Here is a 15977-nt window from a genome sequence, read left to right on the forward strand (position 1 = left end):
CCCGACAACCCTCGATCGATTCCACTGCGGCCGGTCACACCCAGCGTGTGACCGGCCGCGCCCGTATCCGGCAAAACCGGCGCCGACCTGCCAGAATCTCTGCTCATGGAATCGCTGATCCTCGTGCTGGTCGGCGCGATCATCGTCACCGCGTTGGCCGACCGCCGGGGAATGCAACCCGCGTTGATCATCGTGCTGGTGGCGCTCGCCGCGTCGTTCATCCCGGGGATGCCGCGCGTCGAACTCGACTCCGACGTCCTACTCACGGTGGTACTGCCACCGCTGCTGTACTCGGCGGCACTGAACTTCTCCGTCCCGCAGTTCATTCGCAACCTCAAACCCATCCTCGGTCTCGGTGTCGCGATGGTGGTGATCACGGCCGTCGCCGTCGGATTCGTCGCTTCGTGGCTGGTGCCAGAACTGACCTTCGCCACGGCCTTGCTGCTCGGGGCGATCGTGGCACCGCCCGACGCGGTCACCGCCGTGGCCATCGGCCGCAAACTGGGCCTGCCCAAACGGCTGATGACGATCCTGACCGGTGAGAGCCTCGTGAACGATGCCGCCGCGCTGTCGCTGTTCGCCATCGCGATCTCGCAGATCGCCGACACCCACGCCTTCATCGACAACCCGCTGCTGCTTTTCGGCTACAACGCGGTGCTCGGGCCCGTGGTCGGTGCGATCCTCGGCTATCTCACGCTGTGGATCCGACGTCATCTGCGCAACCCGGCGCTGGAGACCGTCCAGGGATTCGTGGTGCCCTTCGCGGCCTACCTGAGTGCCGAACACGTCCACGCGTCCGGGGTGCTGGCGGTGGTTGTCGCCGGCTTCGTCGTCGGGTCCGGATCGGTGCACGCGGGGTATCAGACCCGACTGCAGGAACGCTACGTGTGGAACTCGGTGGATGTGCTGCTCGAGGCGTTCGTCTTCGCCTACATCGGGTTGCAGCTGCGATTCATCATCGAGGACCTGCGTGAGGCGCACGAGTCGCTGGTCAAGGTTGCGGTGGCGTCGCTCATCGTGCTCGCGGTGGTGCTGCTGATCAGGCCGATCTGCGTGTTCGCGATGTTCGGTCGTGGCGTGGTGAGCCGGCACATCGAGGAGAACGCGCCCACCGAGATCGCCGCGCAACCGCGACGCCACACCTCGGCGCGTGCCCGGCGCGACGGGCGGATGCAGAGCCGATGGCGGGCGTGGCGCTCCCAGATCGACAACCGTCCGCTCACCTGGCAGGAGACAACGGTGGTCGCGTGGACCGGGATGCGCGGAGTGGTGACGCTGGCGGCGGCGTCGGGTATTCCGCTCACCGTGGCCTCGGGAGCGCCGTTCCCCGAGCGCGCCGCGATCCAGGCGATCGCCTTCGTCGTGGCGGTGGGCACCATCCTCATCCAGGGCCCCACCCTGCCGTGGCTGATCGCGCGGCTGCATCTGCGCAACGACGATGAGGAATCCTACGACCACGCGCAGACCGACCGTGCCGAACAGATCGTGCTGACCGCCGGCGATGCCGTGATCGACGAGTTCGTGCGACACCCGCCGGATGGTCTCGACGCCGAGACCATCCGATACATCAAGGAGTCGGTGGCCCGTCAATCCCGCGACGCCGAGGAGATGCCCGATCCCGAGGCACACACCGCGCGCACCGACGCGTTCGCCGGTCTCTACCGCGACGTGCTGCAGGCCCAGCGGGACGCGCTGGTGGATCGTCGCGACGCGGGGGAGGTCGACGACGAGGTGGTGCGGGGGATGCTCGAGCGGCTCGACCTGCAGGAGGCGGGACTGTCGGCGCGACTCGAGAGCCGCTTCTGATCCCGAGTCCGTATCGTCGGAAAGGTCGGTAGCCGATCTCTCCCGCGCCAGCGGGTCGGCGTCGCGCAGCGGAGGAGGTAGGTGCGGATGGGTCAGCCGGACGAGGCCACCCGTGGCGCCTCGCGGCCTGCGGCGGGTGCTGTGCCCCCGCGCCCGTCGTCCCCGCGCCCGTCGCCCCCGGCCCCGCCGTCCTTACCCCCGTCGCCCCCGGCCCCGCCGTCCTTACCGCCGTCGTCCCCGGCACCATCTGTCGCCGATCTGTATCGCCGGCCGCTGCTGCCCGGTCTCTACCCGCCACTGGGGCACGCACCCGACGGCACCGCGCGCTTTCGTCCCGGCCCACCCCCGCCGGGACCTGCGGTTACCGGTGCTGCACCCGCGGGGGCACCCGGGACGTCGCACAACCCCGCCGACACCGCGACGACGCCGCACGGAGGCGATGTCGTGCCGGCGGGCACGCGGCGTGGCGGAATGGGCCGCACGGCCATTGTGTTCGCCGTGGTCGCCGCCGTGGTGGTGGGCCTGGTGCTCTACGGGGTCACCCAGTACCGGCAGACGACCACCGCGTCGAGCCCGTTCGACGAGCCCCGGCTGACTCTCGTCGAGCCTCCCGTGGCCTCGCCGACCGCCCCACCGGCAATGCCGCCGGGAGTGCCGCCCACTGTCCCCGACACCCCTGCCCCCGGACTCCGCGCCGGCCAGACCGTGACCTACGACGCGACGATCGACGGCAGCGGCACCATCCTGTACGTCGACGATCAGGGGCTGCGCAGCGAGTTCATGCCCCCGCCCACCTGGCATCTGCAGTTCATTGCCGGCTCCAACCCGCTGCGGCTGCTGGTGATCGCCGGCGCGGGCAGCTCGGTGACCTGTGAGATCGCGGTCGGCGGGCGGGTCGTCGCGCGTGACCGCGTGGACGCGGAAACCACGCGGCGCACCGCATCATGCACCGCGTGAGGTGGGCCGTCCCCGTCCGCTGTGATCGCACGCACTTCGGGACCCCGATTGCGGCGCTGTCTATCAGGTGCGTGCGTGTGGCCCGACATCGCTAACGTGTACAGAGTGAGTATTTCGCCAGCGCAGGATCCTGCTCCGTCGTCGGGTGGCACGACGGAGACCGCGACCCCGGATTTCAAGACCATGATCACGTGGCGCGGAGTGGGTGCCGATCGGCTCGAGCAAGTCCGTCTGCACGTGAACGGTGCACGGATCAAGGCCTACGGACGCATCATCGCCGCTGCCACCGCCCAGCAGGAGGCGTTCTCTGCTTCCTACGAGCTCGTCACCAACGACGCGGGTATCACCAAACGCCTGTCGATCCACCTGCTGCGCGCCAGCGGTGAGAATCAGTACGGCATCTCGCGCGACGAGGAGAACCAGTGGTTGATCCACACCGACGGTGAGACCTTCCGCGGCGACTTCAACGGTGCACTAGACGTCGACCTCGCGTTGTCGCCGATGTTCAACGCGCTGCCCATCCGTCGGCTGGGTCTGGCCGGCGGGGCCGGCGAGTTCGACGTCCCGGTGGTCTACGTCTACCTGCCCAGCGGAGCGGTGGAGCCGGCGACACTGCATTACTCGAGCGGTGCGGACGGCCCCACCGTGGTGTCCCCGGTGGCGACCGCTGATCTGACCGTCGACGCCAACGGCTTCGTGATCAATTACCCCGGGCTGGCCGAACGGGTCTGAGGGCTGCTCGACTCAGCCGAGCCACACCTTGCCCTGGTGTGCCTGCCGGCGAAGCTGCGCTTGCCATCCGTCTTCGCCGACGGTGACCCCGACGATGGGGTCGCGGTTCGCCTGTGCCATCCGCTCGTAGGCCAGGCGCGCGCGATGCCCGTCGTCGATGAGAGCGGCGACGTTGCCGTGATCGCGCAGATCGTCGCGGGCGGCGACGAGCCGGTCGATCACCTCGCTGAGCGCGTTGAGCACGGCGACGTCGTTGGCTTCGATCATCGCTCGCTGCAGCGCGGGCGCCGAGGCCGCGACTCGGGTGCCGTCGCGGAAGCTGCCTGCGGCCAGCCGCAGCGCCAGATCGCTCTCGCCTGCCCCGACGGCAGCGGTGGCGGCCGCGGTCAGGTGCGGGACGTGCGAGATGGCGGCCACGGCGCGATCGTGGGCGTCGGGTGCGGCGGGAACCACCATCGCACCGGTCGACAGTGCGAGGTGGGCCACCGCCGACCAGTCGTCGGCGACAGTGTGATCCTCGGTGGTCACCATCCACATCGCGTCGGTGAACAGCGACGGGTCGGTGGCTGCCCACCCCGAGCGGCTGGTGCCGGCCATCGGATGCCCGCCGACGTAGCGCGCCCCCGGATGCACTCGTGAAATAGTCTCTGCCACAGACTGTTTGACGCTGATGACATCGGTGACCAGGCAGCGCGCCGCGGTGTCGGCGATGGCGCGCACGAGTGGTTCGATCGTGGTGACCGGGGTGGCGAGCACGATGATCGCGTCGGCGGCCGCGGCCCGGCGCAGGGTGGCGTCGAGGTCGGTGGACGCGTCGTAGCCCGCATCGGTGGCCGCGGCCACCGTGTCCGGCGACCGGTTGTAGCCGAAACACTCGCGGTGGGCGTCGGCCAGGGATCGCAGCAGCGACCCACCGATCAGGCCGAGACCCAGGATGCACACCGGACGTGCGGAGCGGGCGGCGTCTGCGGCATCAGCGGTCACCACACCAGATTCCCACATCGGGGTGCCCTTCCCGCCCGGCGGTGGCCGGTGAAAGCGGGGTGGACTGCAGGGGTTTGGGTAGCCGAGGTTCCTCGGCTACCGTGACCTGCATGGCAGGCGCCGGCGCCGGAGTATCTGGCTCGAACAAGCAGCAACTGACCGATGAGGTCGAGGGATTTGCGGTGGCGGTGATCCGCGAGGACGGCGCGTGGCAGGTCAAGGCGCTCGATCCGGCCGCCCTGATCGATCTGGCCGCCGCCGAACGTCAACTCCGGGAACTGCGCGCGGCTGGCGCGGTGTTCGGTCTGCTCGACGTGGACGACGAGTTCTTCATCGTGGTCCGGCCCGCTCCCGGCGGGGCGCGGTTACTGATCTCGGATGCGACCGCGGCGATCGACTACGACATCGCCGTCGACGTGCTCGACGCCATCAACGTCGATGTGCCCGACATCGACCCCGACGACCTCGACGACGTGGACCCCTGGGAAGAGGGCGACCTCGGGGTGCTCTCCGACCTCGGGCTGCCCGACGCGGTGATGGGTGTGATCGTCGGGGATACGGACCTCTACGCCGACGAGCAGATCGGGATGATCGCGGCGCGACTCGGTTTTGCCGACGAGTTGTCGAAGGTTCTCGACTCGCTGGGGCATTGACCGACCACCCGCCGCGGACCGAAGAGCCCGGCTGGGGACCTGCGGTGTGGGAGTCGATGGTCGACGCCGCGCTGGACGCCGCGGTGGGATTCTCGGGCCCCGATGACGTGCCGATCGGTGCGGTGGTCTTCGACCCGTCGGGAATCGAACTCGCCCGCGCGGGCAACCGTCGGGAGGCCGACGGTGATCCCACCGCACACGCCGAGGTGCTCGCGCTGCGTGCCGCGGCGGCGGCCTTCGGTGACGGGTGGCGGTTGCCCGGATGCACCATCGCGGTGACCGTCGAGCCCTGCACGATGTGTGCGGGTGCGATCACGTTGTCGCGGGTGGACCGTCTGGTGTTCGGTGCCTGGGAACCCAAGACCGGTGCGGTCGGATCGCTGTGGGACGTCGTCCGTGACACCCGGCTCGCCCACCGGCCGCAGGTGCGCGGCGGGGTGCTCGAGGAGCGTTGCCGGGAGCTGATGGTCGACTTCTTCGCCGGCCGCCGCCCCGACCCCGCCCCCTGACGTCGAGCGTGCCCGGATCCGCGTCGAGCGTGCCCGCATCCGCGTCGAGCGTGCCCGCATCCGCGTCGAGCGTGCCCGCATCCGCGTCGAGCGTGCCCGCGGGGTGGTTTCGACAAGCTCAACCAGCGGGGAAGCTCAACCAGCGGCGGGAAGCTCAACCAGCGGGGCGGTTTCGACAAGCTCAACCAGCGGGGGAAGCTCAACCAGCGGGGGAAGCTCAACCAGCGGGGGAAGCTCAACCAGCGGGGGAAGCTCAACCAGCGGGGTGGTTTCGACAAGCTCAACCAGCGGTGGGGAAGCTCAACCAGCGGGGGTGGTTTCGACAAGCTCAACCAGCGGGGGAAGCTCAACCAGCGGGGGCGGGGGCTGGGGGCGAGCCCGAGCACCGCACCCCGCGCCAGCATCCCGACCATTCGCGACGGCACGTCCGGATCTTGGTTCCGGTCGGTCTCCAGGGGGCGAGAATCGAAAGGTCAAACGATCAAAACCCAAGGAGTGGAAGATGTCTGAGGCCGACAAGATCTCGGAGACCGTCAGCGACGCGGTCGACAGCGTCAAGGACAAGCTCGGCGATCTCGCCGACAATGCGAAGGTGCACGACGTCGTCGAGGACGCCAAGGAGAAGATCGGCGACCTCAAGGACAAGTTCCTCGGCAATCACTGATTGCCCCTTCACCGGACCGGCCGTCAGGGCGTGACCACCGCCCGGGCCGGTCCGTCGTGCGTCCAGGCGCTCTCGATCTCGGCGAGGCGGTAGGCGCGATAGGGAACCCGCAAGCCGCCGTTGGCAATCTGCTCGATCACCGCGGGGATCGACGCCATCGACTGTGCTGCCGACACCGATCCGGCCCCGCTGCCGGACACGGTGATGTTGCGCGAACGCAGTAGTGCTGCGGGAACCGATGACGTGAGGCCGGCGAGTGCGCCGATCTGCACATACGAGATCTCGGTGTCGTCCTCGTCTAATCCATGTCGGGCAAGCGCGGCGAACGCGGCCTCGGCAACGGGGCCCCAGAGGTAGTCGAGCACCAGGTTGGGCGGGGAGTCCGCAATTGCGTCGGTGAGCGCCGACACCGGGTCGTCCACGGTGAGAGAAACCGCGGTCGCGCCTCGGCTCGCGAGGTCGTCGAGCACCGCCCGGTTGCGCCCGACGGCCACGATCGACGACGCCCCCAGAAGCTGTGCGGCCTGCACCGCGAGTTGTCCCGACATTCCCGTTGCACCCAGGACCAGCACGGACCCCACCGCACCCCGCTGGTCGCGGTGACGATGCAGCGGTAACCAGCTCGAGCCCGCCGGGTTGACACCTGCGGCGACGGCCAGCGGGTCGGCATCGTCGGGGACCGGAAAACCGCCGGCCGCTGCCATACGCTCGGCCATCGTGCCCCACGGCGGTGTGATCCGGCCCGTGTACACCAGACCCCCGTCGGCGCCCCGGGCCACCGCGTCGATACCCACCACATGTGGGTAGACCCCGCTGCTGCCGTAGTGAGTGCCCGACGCCAACGACCGGACTACGCGATGAACCCCGGCGCCGACAAGATCGAACACCTCGGTCCCGTCGACGCATTGCGGCTCGGCGAAGTCGCCGTATGTCGGGACCCGATCGGGGCCCTGGATGACTGCTGCCTTCATGACGACTCTCCTTAACTAAGTTAAATAACCTTGCCGCAAGGTTCCCTTAACTTTGTTAAGCTGTCAAGGTGCCTGCCGGACGTGCCAAGGGGCTGAGTGTCGAAGAGATCGTCGCTGCCGCCCTCGACCTGCTCGATGAGCAAGGGGTCGACGCGGTGACCGTGCGTGCGGTGGCGAGTCGCCTCGGAGTCAAGGCGCCCGCCCTGTACTGGCACGTGAAAAACAAGCAGGCACTTCTCGATGAGATGGGCACCGAGATTCAACGACGGGTTGTGCGCGAGCTGGGCTCGGCTCCATCGGCGCCCTGGCCCGAGTCGCTGGCCACCTACGGCCGGGTGCTGCGTCGGGAATATCTGGCCCACCGTGACGGTGCGCGCACCTTCAGCGGCACCAGGCTCACCGATCCCGAGGTGATCCGAGCGCAGGAGCCATGGCTCGCGTCCGTGACATCAACCGGCGTCAGCCTCGACAGCGTCGTCACGGCCGCAGAACTCGTGACGTGTTTCGTGGTGGGGTTCGTCATCGAAGAACAAGAACGCGGCCAGTCCGAGGATTCCAGATACTCACTTGCAGAACGTGATTCGAGGACAGGGGCTGACCATCCGCTGGCCGTTGCCGCCGGCCGAATCCTGTTCGGCGACCCCGACGCACGCTTCGAGAGACACCTCGCGGCAATCATCGCCGGCGTCGGGTGATGCGGTAGCCAACACTGCTCCCGTTTCATCCGGCCGCCACCGGTCGGCTGTGGCACATTGGTCGTGGCAGGGCCGCCGGCCCAGGTAGACCGAGGAGTAAGTGATGTCCGATTCAACCGACAAGATCAACGACGCATTCGAGACCGTGAAGGGCAAGGTCGCCGAGTTCGCCGACAGCGAGAAGGTCCACGGCGCCGTGGATGCGGCGAAGGAGAAGTTCACCGAGCTCGCCGACAACGAGAAGGTGCACGACGCCGTCGGCACCGCGAAGGAGAAGTTCTCCGAGATCAAAGACAAGTTCACCGGCCACTGACCTCGGTTCTCCTAGTCGGCAGTCTGCGCATGCCGCAACCTTGCCGTTCGGCGCTGTGTACGGTGGATTGCGGCCGCGAAGAAACCCGCGGTCGCTCGACCAACACGCGAGGAGTGACTCATGGGAATCACCGACGACGCCAAGAACAAGACCGAAGAGCTCAAGGGTCGCGGCAAAGAAGCTGCCGGCGACATCACCGACAACGAGGATCTGAAGTCCGAGGGCAAGGGCGATCAGGCTCAGGCCCAGGGCAAGCAGAAGATCAACGAGGTCGCCGACACCGTCAAGGGCAAGGTCGACGACCTCAAGGACAAGCTGACCGGCAACTGATTTCGCCGGGCTGCACCCCGGTGACCAGCTAATTTAGCTCCGGACGCGCTCTGCGGTACAGTCTTCCGCGGTGGCGTGTCCGAGCGGCCGAAGGTGCAGCACTCGAAATGCTGTGTGCGGTAACCCCGTACCGAGGGTTCAAATCCCTCCGCCACCGCAGCGAACGGCCCCTCATCCTTACAGGTGAGGGGCCGTTTTCGTGCGATCAGTGAGCCTTGCGACCAGTGAGCGAGGTCAGTGCTCGGTCGAAAACCCCGTCCGACGACGATGCACCTCGATCGCCAGCGTCACCAGCCGGTCGATCAGCTCGGGGTAGGAGATCCCGGTGGCCTGCCACAGCTTCGGGTACATCGAGCCGGGTGTGAAGCCGGGAATCGTGTTGACCTCGTTCAGTAGCCAGCCGCGACCGGATTCCTCGTAGAAGAAGTCCACCCGCGCCATGCCCGCACAGCGCATCGCGACAAAGGTGCGCGCGGCCAGCTCACGCACGTCGTTGGCGGCCTTGCCGGTGAGCGGCGCCGGGATCACCAGCTCGGCCGCGCCGGTCACGTATTTGTCCTCGTAGTCGTAGAACTCACTGCCGGGCCGGATCTCGCCGGGCACCGACGTCTCGGGCCGGGTGTTGCCCAGCACCGCAACCTCGACCTCACGTCCGTCGACGAACTCCTCGATCACCACCACGTCGTCGTAGCGCAGCGCCACATTGATCGCGGTGTCGAGTTCGGCAGCGTTGTGCGCCTTGGTGATACCGACCGACGAACCCAGGTTCGCGGGTTTGACGAACAGCGGCAGTCCGAGTTCCTCGATGGCGCGGAACGCGATGGTCCGGGCGTCGTCGACACCGTCGCGGAACTCGATCCAGCGGCACTGCGGGATGCCCGCCTGCGCGGCGATGGTCTTGGCCATGCCCTTGTCCATGCACGCCGCCGAACTCAGCACGCCGGCGCCGACATAGGGCAGGCCGAACAGTTCCAGCAGACCCTGAATCGTGCCGTCCTCGCCGTGCGGGCCATGCAGCAGTGGCAGCACCACGGTGATCGCGGTGGTCGACCCGTTGCGCAGTTCGGTCAGCGGATCGATCGCGGTGCCCGCGGTCTCCAGCGAATCGGGCAGTGGCGTGCCGTCCGCGAGAGAGGCGATCGCCTTGTCGTTGCGCAACCAGGTGCCGTCCTTGGCGATGCCGATCGGCACCAGCTCGTACTTCGCGCGGTCGGCCGCAGCCAGCACATGCGCCGCGGTGACACACGAGACATCGTGCTCGGCGGAGACTCCGCCGTAGAGAACCACCAGGCGCAGCAGGGGAGAAGGCATGGGTGCCACGATACGTCCCACACGATTACCGCTCTCCCCCCGCACACGACGGTTCGGGACTCCTTTAGCGTTGAGGCGTGCGTGTTCAGGTGAGCGAGATCGCCGAGGCGGTCGGAGGACAGCTGGTGGGGGCCGATGTCATGGTCGACGGTGCGAGCATCGACTCGCGCTCGATCCGGCCCGGGCAACTGTTCGTGCCGATCGTCGCGGCCCGTGACGGCCACGACTTCATCGAGACGGCCTGCGCCGACGGGGCCACGGCATACCTGACCTCCCGAGCGCCGATCGAGAGTGTCGACGCGGCCGCCGTCGTGGTCGACGACACCGCCGTCGCGCTCGCCGACCTCGGCCGACTCGCGCGGCGCCGACTCCCCGAGCGGGTGGTCGGCGTGACCGGTTCGGTGGGCAAGACGTCCACCAAGGATCTGCTGGCAGGGCTGCTGAGCACCACCTACCGCACCGCGGCCAGCGAGAAATCGTTCAACAACGAGCTGGGGCTGCCGCTGACCCTGTTCAACGCTCCCGACGACACCGAGGCCGTCGTGGTGGAGATGGGTGCGCGCGGTGTGGGCCACATCGCACTGCTGTGCTCGATCGCGCGGCCGACCGTCGGCATCATCACCCGCGTCGAGGGGGTTCATCTCGAACTGTTCGGCAGCATCGACGCCGTCGCGCGCGCGAAGGGTGAACTGGTGGAGGCACTGCCCGCCGACGGCGTTGCCGTCCTCAACGCCGACCATCCGCTCGTCGCAGCCATGGCTGAGCGCACCTCGGCGCAGGTGATCACCTACGGACTGACCCCCGCGGCCGACGTCTCGGCCGCTGACATCACGCTCGACGACGAACTACGCGCGTCGTTCCGGCTGTACACCCCGTGGGGATCGACCGACATCCGCCTCGCCGCCCGCGGCGAACATCAGGTGCCCAACGCGCTCGCCGCAGCGGCGGCGGCCGGAGCCCTGGGCGTGCCGGTGGAGTCGATGCCCGCGGGTCTGCTGGGCGCGGCACTCTCGGGCCTGCGCATGGAGCTCTCGACCACCGCGTCCGGGGTCACCGTCCTCAACGACGCGTACAACGCCAATCCGACGTCGATGTCGGCGGCGCTGACCTCGCTGGCCGCGCTCGCCGGGCATCGGCGCGTCGCGGTACTGGGCACCATGGCCGAACTGGGCGACGATTCGGCCGAGCAGCACGCCGCCATCGCGGGCAGAGCCCGTGACCTGGGCATCGAGGTGATCGCTGTCGACGAACCCCACTACGGTCCGAGCGCCCGCCACGTGCCCGACATCGACTCCGCAGTGGCGGCCCTCGCCGACCTCGGCGAGGGCGATGCGGTGCTGGTCAAGGGCAGCCGCGTCGCCGCGCTGGAACGGGTTGCCGACCGTCTGTGCTGATCAGACAGAGGTGAATCCGTACAGAATGGGCGCTTTAGAAGGGTTCGAGGTGCACAGGTAGCGGTCGGCACCCGCTGAGCCGCCGATTGTGTACGGGTTACGGCGCGAAGGTCACCTCGGCGTCGTCCTTGGTGCAGCTCGCGAGGACGCCGGTGGTCTGCGACGGCCCGCACTTCCATCCGTTCACCGTGTGCGGCTCGCCGGTGGCGATCTTGGGTCCGTACTCCTTGGCGAGTTCCATCGCGGTGCTGCAGTTGAGGCTGCCGCTGACGATGAGGACGCGCAGCGCCCCGTCGGGACCGGAAATCTTGCCGCACTGCTGCGTGCCGGGTTCGGTCTCCTCGGGTACCGACGTGGCCGGCGACTCCGGCCTGGGGCCACCCACCACCACCGGGCTCGTCGAATCGGCAGGTTCCGACGCCGTTCCCGGGCCGCTTGCCGACTCCTGCTCCGAACCGCATGCGGTGAGCAGCAGGGCGGCACCGACGACGGTGCCGGACACGGCCAGAAGGATGCGATCACGGCTGCGCGACATGGCCTCAACCGTAGCGAATGCGCACACCGGCGTCGGCGGGCCGCCGCGTCGCCGGTTTGGGTGGCGGCTCACCAGCCTGCGAAGATGCAGCGGTGACCTCGCACGACGCAGCTACCCCCGCGGCCCACCTCGAACCCGACCGCGCCTTCCGCGTGGGCACGCGGCTGCCGGATTCGCTCGGCCGTACCGGCGTGATCGCCACGCCGCACGGCGAGATCCACACCCCCGCGTTCGTGCCGGTGGGCACCAAGGCCACCGTCAAGACGGTGCTGCCCGAGGCCGTCGCCGCACTTGGCGCGCAGGCCGTGCTGGCCAACGCCTATCACCTGTACCTGCAGCCGGGACCGGACATCATCGACGCGGCCGGCGGGCTGGGTGCCTTCATGAACTGGCCGGGACCCACCTACACCGACAGCGGCGGCTTCCAGGTGATGTCGCTGGGCGCGGGATTCAAGAAGGTCATCTCGATGGACGTGACCGGCGAGCAGGACGACGACAAGATCGCCGAGGGCCGCGAACGTCTGTCCCGGGTGGACGACGACGGGGTGACGTTCAAATCGCATCTGGACGGCTCGTTTCACCGGTTCACGCCGGAGGTGTCGATGCAGATCCAGCACCAGCTCGGCGCCGACATCATCTTCGCCTTCGACGAACTGACCACACTGATGAACACCCGTGGCTATCAAGAGAATTCGCTCGAACGCACCCGGCAGTGGGCGATTCGCTGTCTGGCCGAACACAATCGACTCTCCGTCGAGCGCAGTAACCGCCCGCAGCAGTCGCTGTGGGGAGTGATCCAGGGGGCGCAGTACGAGGATCTGCGCCGCAAAGCGGCCCGCGACCTCGTCGAACTCAGCCGCATCGATCAGCGCAACGGCGGAAAAGGGTTCGGCGGCTACGGAATCGGGGGAGCGCTCACCAAGGACGAGCTCGGCACCATCGTCGGCTGGGTCAACCAGGAACTGCCCGAGCAGGCACCCAAACATCTGCTCGGCATCAGCGAACCCGACGACATCTTCACCGCCATCGAGAACGGTGCCGACACCTTCGACTGCGTCTCACCCACGCGGGTGGCGCGCAACGGCGCCATCTACTCGTTCGACGGTCGTTACAACGTCACCAATGCCCGCTACCGCAACGATTTCGGTCCCCTCGACCCGGAGATCACCAACTACACCTCGCAGTACTCGCGTGCCTATCTGCATCACCTGTTCAAGGCCAAGGAGGGTCTGGCCGCCACCCTGGCCACCCTGCACAACGTCTCCTTTGTGGTGCAGATGGTCGACGGTGCGCGCCGCGCCATCGACGCCGGCGAGTACACCGCCTACCGCGACGAGTTCCTGGGCCGCTACTACCGGGGTCGACACAACGGGGACCGGACCTAAGGGCTGCGCCGAGGGTAGGGAACTCCACCACTGTCCGATTCGTTGGATTCGCGAAGTACCACGTCCACGATCAGAAAGCAGCGATGAACCGCGCCCGGCGCAAACGAGCGAAACCTCGACGAACCGGCCCCCACCCGGGGGCATCCACACCTGAGCGCGCGGCGGTGATCGCATGGTGACCGCGCTGGGCATTCTGCTCGGCATCGTCGTCGTGATCGCCATCACCGCGCTGACCGGCTATTTCGTGGCGCAGGAGTTCGCCTACATGGCCGTCGACCGGTCCCGCCTCAAGGCGCGCGCCGCCGACGGCGACGCTGCGGCCGCCCGCGCGCTGGGCGTCACGCGCCGCACCTCGTTCATGCTCTCCGGTGCGCAACTGGGCATCACCGTCACCGGACTGCTCGTCGGCTACGTCGCCGAACCGCTCATCGGTAGCGGTGTCGGCGATATCCTGGGCGACGTGGGCATCCCACTGGCCGCCGGTGTCGTGATCGGCACGGTGGTGGCCGTGCTGGTGTCCACCGTGGTGCAGATGGTGTTCGGCGAGCTGTTCCCGAAGAATCTCGCCATCGCCCGGCCCGAGCCGGTGGCGCGTCGTCTGGCGTTGTCCACGAGCCTGTACCTGACGATCTTGGGCCCGGTGATCCGGGTTTTCGACGCGTCGTCGAATCTGCTGCTCAAGGTGCTGCGGATCGAACCGGTGCACGACGTGGAGCATTCGGCCACGCCGCGCGACCTCGAACACATCGTGGCGCAGTCGCGGGCTCTCGGTGAGTTGCCGCCGGAACTGGCGGTGCTGCTCGACCGCGTGATCGACTTCCCCACGCGTACCGCCCAACACGCGATGATCCCGCGGCCCCGCGTGGATCACGTGCGGGCCGACACATCGCTGCCGGACTTGAGTGAACTGATGGCCGGCGGCCACACCCGCCTTCCCGTGATCGGCGAGCGCGCCGACGACGTCATCGGCATCGTGCACCTGCACGACGTGCTCGATGCACTCCACGCCGCCGAGTCGGCGGACACCGGTCCTAACGTGCCCGCCGACGCGCCCACCGCGGCCGATCTGGCACGACCCGCCGTCGTCGTGCCCACCACGCTTGCGCTCCCCGACGTCCTCGCCGCGTTGAACGAACGCGGCCACGACGACCGGATGGCCGTGGTCATCGACGAATACGGTGGTGTGGCCGGCGTGATCACCGTCGAGGACATCGCCGAGGAGATGGTCGGCGAGATCGACGACGAGCACGATCCGCAGACCAGCGCGCCGATCGAGATCGTCGACGACGGCTGGCTGATCAGCGGCAGCACCCATCTCGACGAGGTGTCCCGGGCCATCGGACACGACCTGGTGGAGGGTGACCACGAAACGCTCGGTGGTCTCGTGATCCACGCGGCGGGTGGCCTGCCCGCGGCCGGCGACCGGGTGACGCTGCCGGTGGAGCCAATTGCCGTGCCCGACGATGGATCTCATCGGACGACGGTGTCGGCGACGGTGGTCGGTATCGACCGCCGCGTTCCCTCTCTGGTGCGTGTCGCCGTCGACGAGTTGGGAGCCCACCGATGAGCAACCCCTGGGTGGTGCTGGCCGCCACCATCGTCCTGATCGCGGCCAGTGCCTTCTTCGTGTCGGTTGAGTTCTCGCTCATCGCCGCCCGCCGCCACCGACTCGAGGACGCGGCCGCGCACAGTCGCGCGGCGCGTGCGGCGGTCCGCAGCGCGGGCGAACTGTCCGTGCTACTCGCCGGGTCACAGCTGGGCATCACCGTGTGCACGTTGGCGCTCGGTGCGGTGACCAAACCTGCTGTGCACCACTGGCTCACACCGGCCGTCGAATCGTTGGGCGCGCCGCTGTGGCTGGCCGATATCGCCGGTTTTGTGCTGGCGCTCATCATCGTCACCTTCTTGCACCTGGTGGTCGGGGAGATGGCACCGAAGTCGTGGGCCATCACCCATCCCGAGAAATCGGCTGTGCTGCTTGCGGTTCCGATGCGCGCGTTCATGTGGGTCACCCGCCCGCTGATCATGCAACTCAACGCGATGGCCAACTGGTGCCTGCGCCGCGTGGGTGTGCAACCGGTCGACCAGTTGTCGGAAGGACAGGACCCGGACACGCTTCGCGAACTCGTCGACCATTCGGCGCAGACCGGGACGCTGGACGCGGAGTATCACGCGCGTCTGTCGAGTGCGCTCGCACTGGAGTCGCTGACCGCCGGCGACGTGGTCACCGACTCGCCGCTCGCGGTGATCGATTCCGGTGCCGGCCCAGGCGAGATCCGCGCGGTGTCCCGCGACAGTGGGCACTCGCGTCTCGTGGTGAGATCCGGCGGATCAGGCCGCGACGCCGACGCCCTGACCGGCGTCGTCCATGTCCGCGACAGCCTCGCCGCTCCGTCCGGCACCACCGCAGCCGATTTCGCGCGACCACTGGCGCGGGTGGCGGCCGACCTACCGGTGCACGAGGTGCTGCGCCGCATGCGCGAGACCCGCGGTCATCTCGCGCTGGTCACCGATGGCGACCGGGTGCGCGGCGTGCTCTCGCTCGACGACGTGCTGACCCCGCTGGTCGCCTCGGCAGGCTGATCGAGCTGCCCTCCGCTGATCGAGTTGCCCACCGCTGATCGAGCTGCCCTCCGCTGACAGAGCTGCTCCCCGCTGATCGGGCTGCCCCCCGCTGATCGAGCTGCCCTCCGCTGATCGAGCTGCCCACCGCTGACAGAGCTGCCCACCGCTGATCG

The 15977-nt window shown here is 68.3% G+C and carries 17 protein-coding genes and 1 tRNA gene; 14 read left to right on the forward strand and 4 right to left on the reverse strand.

Annotation, left to right across the window (positions count from 1 at the left end):
* Positions 1 to 105 precede the first annotated feature (105 nt).
* From ACWDTD_RS11745 to ACWDTD_RS11755, 3 genes are all read left to right on the forward strand, one after another.
* Positions 106 to 1806 (forward strand): cation:proton antiporter, encoded by a 1701-nt coding sequence (locus ACWDTD_RS11745; protein ID WP_449747283.1) that lies wholly within the window; start codon positions 106 to 108, stop codon positions 1804 to 1806.
* 444 nt (positions 1807 to 2250) lie between these two features.
* Positions 2251 to 2763 carry a hypothetical protein gene (locus ACWDTD_RS11750; RefSeq protein ID WP_449747284.1) on the forward strand — a complete coding sequence of 171 codons (513 nt, stop codon included), beginning with the start codon at positions 2251 to 2253 and terminating at the stop codon, positions 2761 to 2763.
* Between the two features lie 183 nt (positions 2764 to 2946).
* A complete protein-coding gene (locus ACWDTD_RS11755; RefSeq protein WP_449747401.1) occupies positions 2947 to 3495 on the forward strand; it encodes a putative glycolipid-binding domain-containing protein in 549 nt (182 codons plus the stop codon).
* Between the two features lie 12 nt (positions 3496 to 3507).
* Here ACWDTD_RS11755 and ACWDTD_RS11760 read toward each other — a convergent pair whose 3' ends face one another.
* Entirely contained in the window at positions 3508 to 4479 is a 972-nt protein-coding gene (locus ACWDTD_RS11760; RefSeq protein ID WP_449747285.1) for a prephenate dehydrogenase, read from the reverse strand.
* A gap of 110 nt (positions 4480 to 4589) precedes the next feature.
* Here ACWDTD_RS11760 and ACWDTD_RS11765 point away from each other — a divergent pair, with 110 nt between their 5' ends.
* The 3 genes from ACWDTD_RS11765 to ACWDTD_RS11775 all read left to right on the forward strand — a co-directional run bounded on the left by ACWDTD_RS11765 (position 4590) and on the right by ACWDTD_RS11775 (position 6305).
* Positions 4590 to 5132 carry a tRNA adenosine deaminase-associated protein gene (locus ACWDTD_RS11765; RefSeq protein ID WP_449747286.1) on the forward strand — a complete coding sequence of 181 codons (543 nt, stop codon included), beginning with the start codon at positions 4590 to 4592 and terminating at the stop codon, positions 5130 to 5132.
* A gap of 56 nt (positions 5133 to 5188) precedes the next feature.
* Entirely contained in the window at positions 5189 to 5641 is a 453-nt protein-coding gene (locus ACWDTD_RS11770; RefSeq protein WP_449747402.1) for a nucleoside deaminase, read from the forward strand.
* 502 nt (positions 5642 to 6143) lie between these two features.
* A complete protein-coding gene (locus tag ACWDTD_RS11775) occupies positions 6144 to 6305 on the forward strand; it encodes a hypothetical protein (RefSeq protein WP_449747287.1) in 162 nt (53 codons plus the stop codon).
* A gap of 23 nt (positions 6306 to 6328) precedes the next feature.
* Here ACWDTD_RS11775 and ACWDTD_RS11780 read toward each other — a convergent pair whose 3' ends face one another.
* The gene (locus ACWDTD_RS11780) at positions 6329 to 7276 is read right to left on the reverse strand and encodes a zinc-binding dehydrogenase (RefSeq protein WP_449747288.1); all 948 of its coding nucleotides are present in this window, start codon (positions 7274 to 7276) and stop codon (positions 6329 to 6331) included.
* Positions 7277 to 7344: 68 nt separating this feature from the next.
* Between ACWDTD_RS11780 and ACWDTD_RS11785 the strand changes: the two genes are divergently transcribed.
* The 4 genes from ACWDTD_RS11785 (at position 7345) to ACWDTD_RS11800 (ending at position 8771) form a co-directional block, all read left to right on the forward strand.
* Positions 7345 to 7971 (forward strand): TetR/AcrR family transcriptional regulator C-terminal domain-containing protein, encoded by a 627-nt coding sequence (locus tag ACWDTD_RS11785; RefSeq protein WP_449747289.1) that lies wholly within the window; start codon positions 7345 to 7347, stop codon positions 7969 to 7971.
* A gap of 103 nt (positions 7972 to 8074) precedes the next feature.
* The gene (locus ACWDTD_RS11790; RefSeq protein ID WP_449747290.1) at positions 8075 to 8284 is read left to right on the forward strand and encodes a hypothetical protein; all 210 of its coding nucleotides are present in this window, start codon (positions 8075 to 8077) and stop codon (positions 8282 to 8284) included.
* Between the two features lie 120 nt (positions 8285 to 8404).
* Positions 8405 to 8614: a CsbD family protein gene (locus tag ACWDTD_RS11795; protein WP_449747291.1), complete on the forward strand. Its 210-nt coding sequence runs from the start codon at positions 8405 to 8407 to the stop codon at positions 8612 to 8614.
* Between the two features lie 69 nt (positions 8615 to 8683).
* Positions 8684 to 8771, forward strand: a tRNA-Ser gene (locus ACWDTD_RS11800).
* A gap of 77 nt (positions 8772 to 8848) precedes the next feature.
* Here the strand turns inward: ACWDTD_RS11800 and ACWDTD_RS11805 are convergent.
* Positions 8849 to 9925 carry a D-alanine--D-alanine ligase family protein gene (locus ACWDTD_RS11805; RefSeq protein WP_449747292.1) on the reverse strand — a complete coding sequence of 359 codons (1077 nt, stop codon included), beginning with the start codon at positions 9923 to 9925 and terminating at the stop codon, positions 8849 to 8851.
* A gap of 77 nt (positions 9926 to 10002) precedes the next feature.
* Between ACWDTD_RS11805 and ACWDTD_RS11810 the strand changes: the two genes are divergently transcribed.
* Positions 10003 to 11319, forward strand: coding sequence for a UDP-N-acetylmuramoyl-tripeptide--D-alanyl-D-alanine ligase (locus ACWDTD_RS11810; RefSeq protein ID WP_449747293.1), 1317 nt, complete (start codon positions 10003 to 10005; stop codon positions 11317 to 11319).
* A 97-nt stretch (positions 11320 to 11416) separates the two neighbouring features.
* On the opposite strand, the gene ACWDTD_RS11815 is transcribed toward ACWDTD_RS11810, so the two are convergent.
* Positions 11417 to 11854: a hypothetical protein gene (locus ACWDTD_RS11815; RefSeq protein ID WP_449747294.1), complete on the reverse strand. Its 438-nt coding sequence runs from the start codon at positions 11852 to 11854 to the stop codon at positions 11417 to 11419.
* Positions 11855 to 11946: 92 nt separating this feature from the next.
* Here ACWDTD_RS11815 and tgt point away from each other — a divergent pair, with 92 nt between their 5' ends.
* From tgt to ACWDTD_RS11830, 3 genes are all read left to right on the forward strand, one after another.
* A complete protein-coding gene (tgt, locus tag ACWDTD_RS11820; protein WP_449747295.1) occupies positions 11947 to 13239 on the forward strand; it encodes a tRNA guanosine(34) transglycosylase Tgt in 1293 nt (430 codons plus the stop codon).
* Between the two features lie 172 nt (positions 13240 to 13411).
* Positions 13412 to 14806: a hemolysin family protein gene (locus ACWDTD_RS11825; RefSeq protein WP_449747296.1), complete on the forward strand. Its 1395-nt coding sequence runs from the start codon at positions 13412 to 13414 to the stop codon at positions 14804 to 14806.
* The gene (locus ACWDTD_RS11830) at positions 14803 to 15822 is read left to right on the forward strand and encodes a hemolysin family protein (protein ID WP_449747297.1); all 1020 of its coding nucleotides are present in this window, start codon (positions 14803 to 14805) and stop codon (positions 15820 to 15822) included. Before ACWDTD_RS11825 ends, ACWDTD_RS11830 begins: the two co-directional genes overlap by 4 nt.
* Positions 15823 to 15977: the final 155 nt, after the last annotated feature.

Source organism: Gordonia sp. NPDC003425, assembly GCF_053588635.1.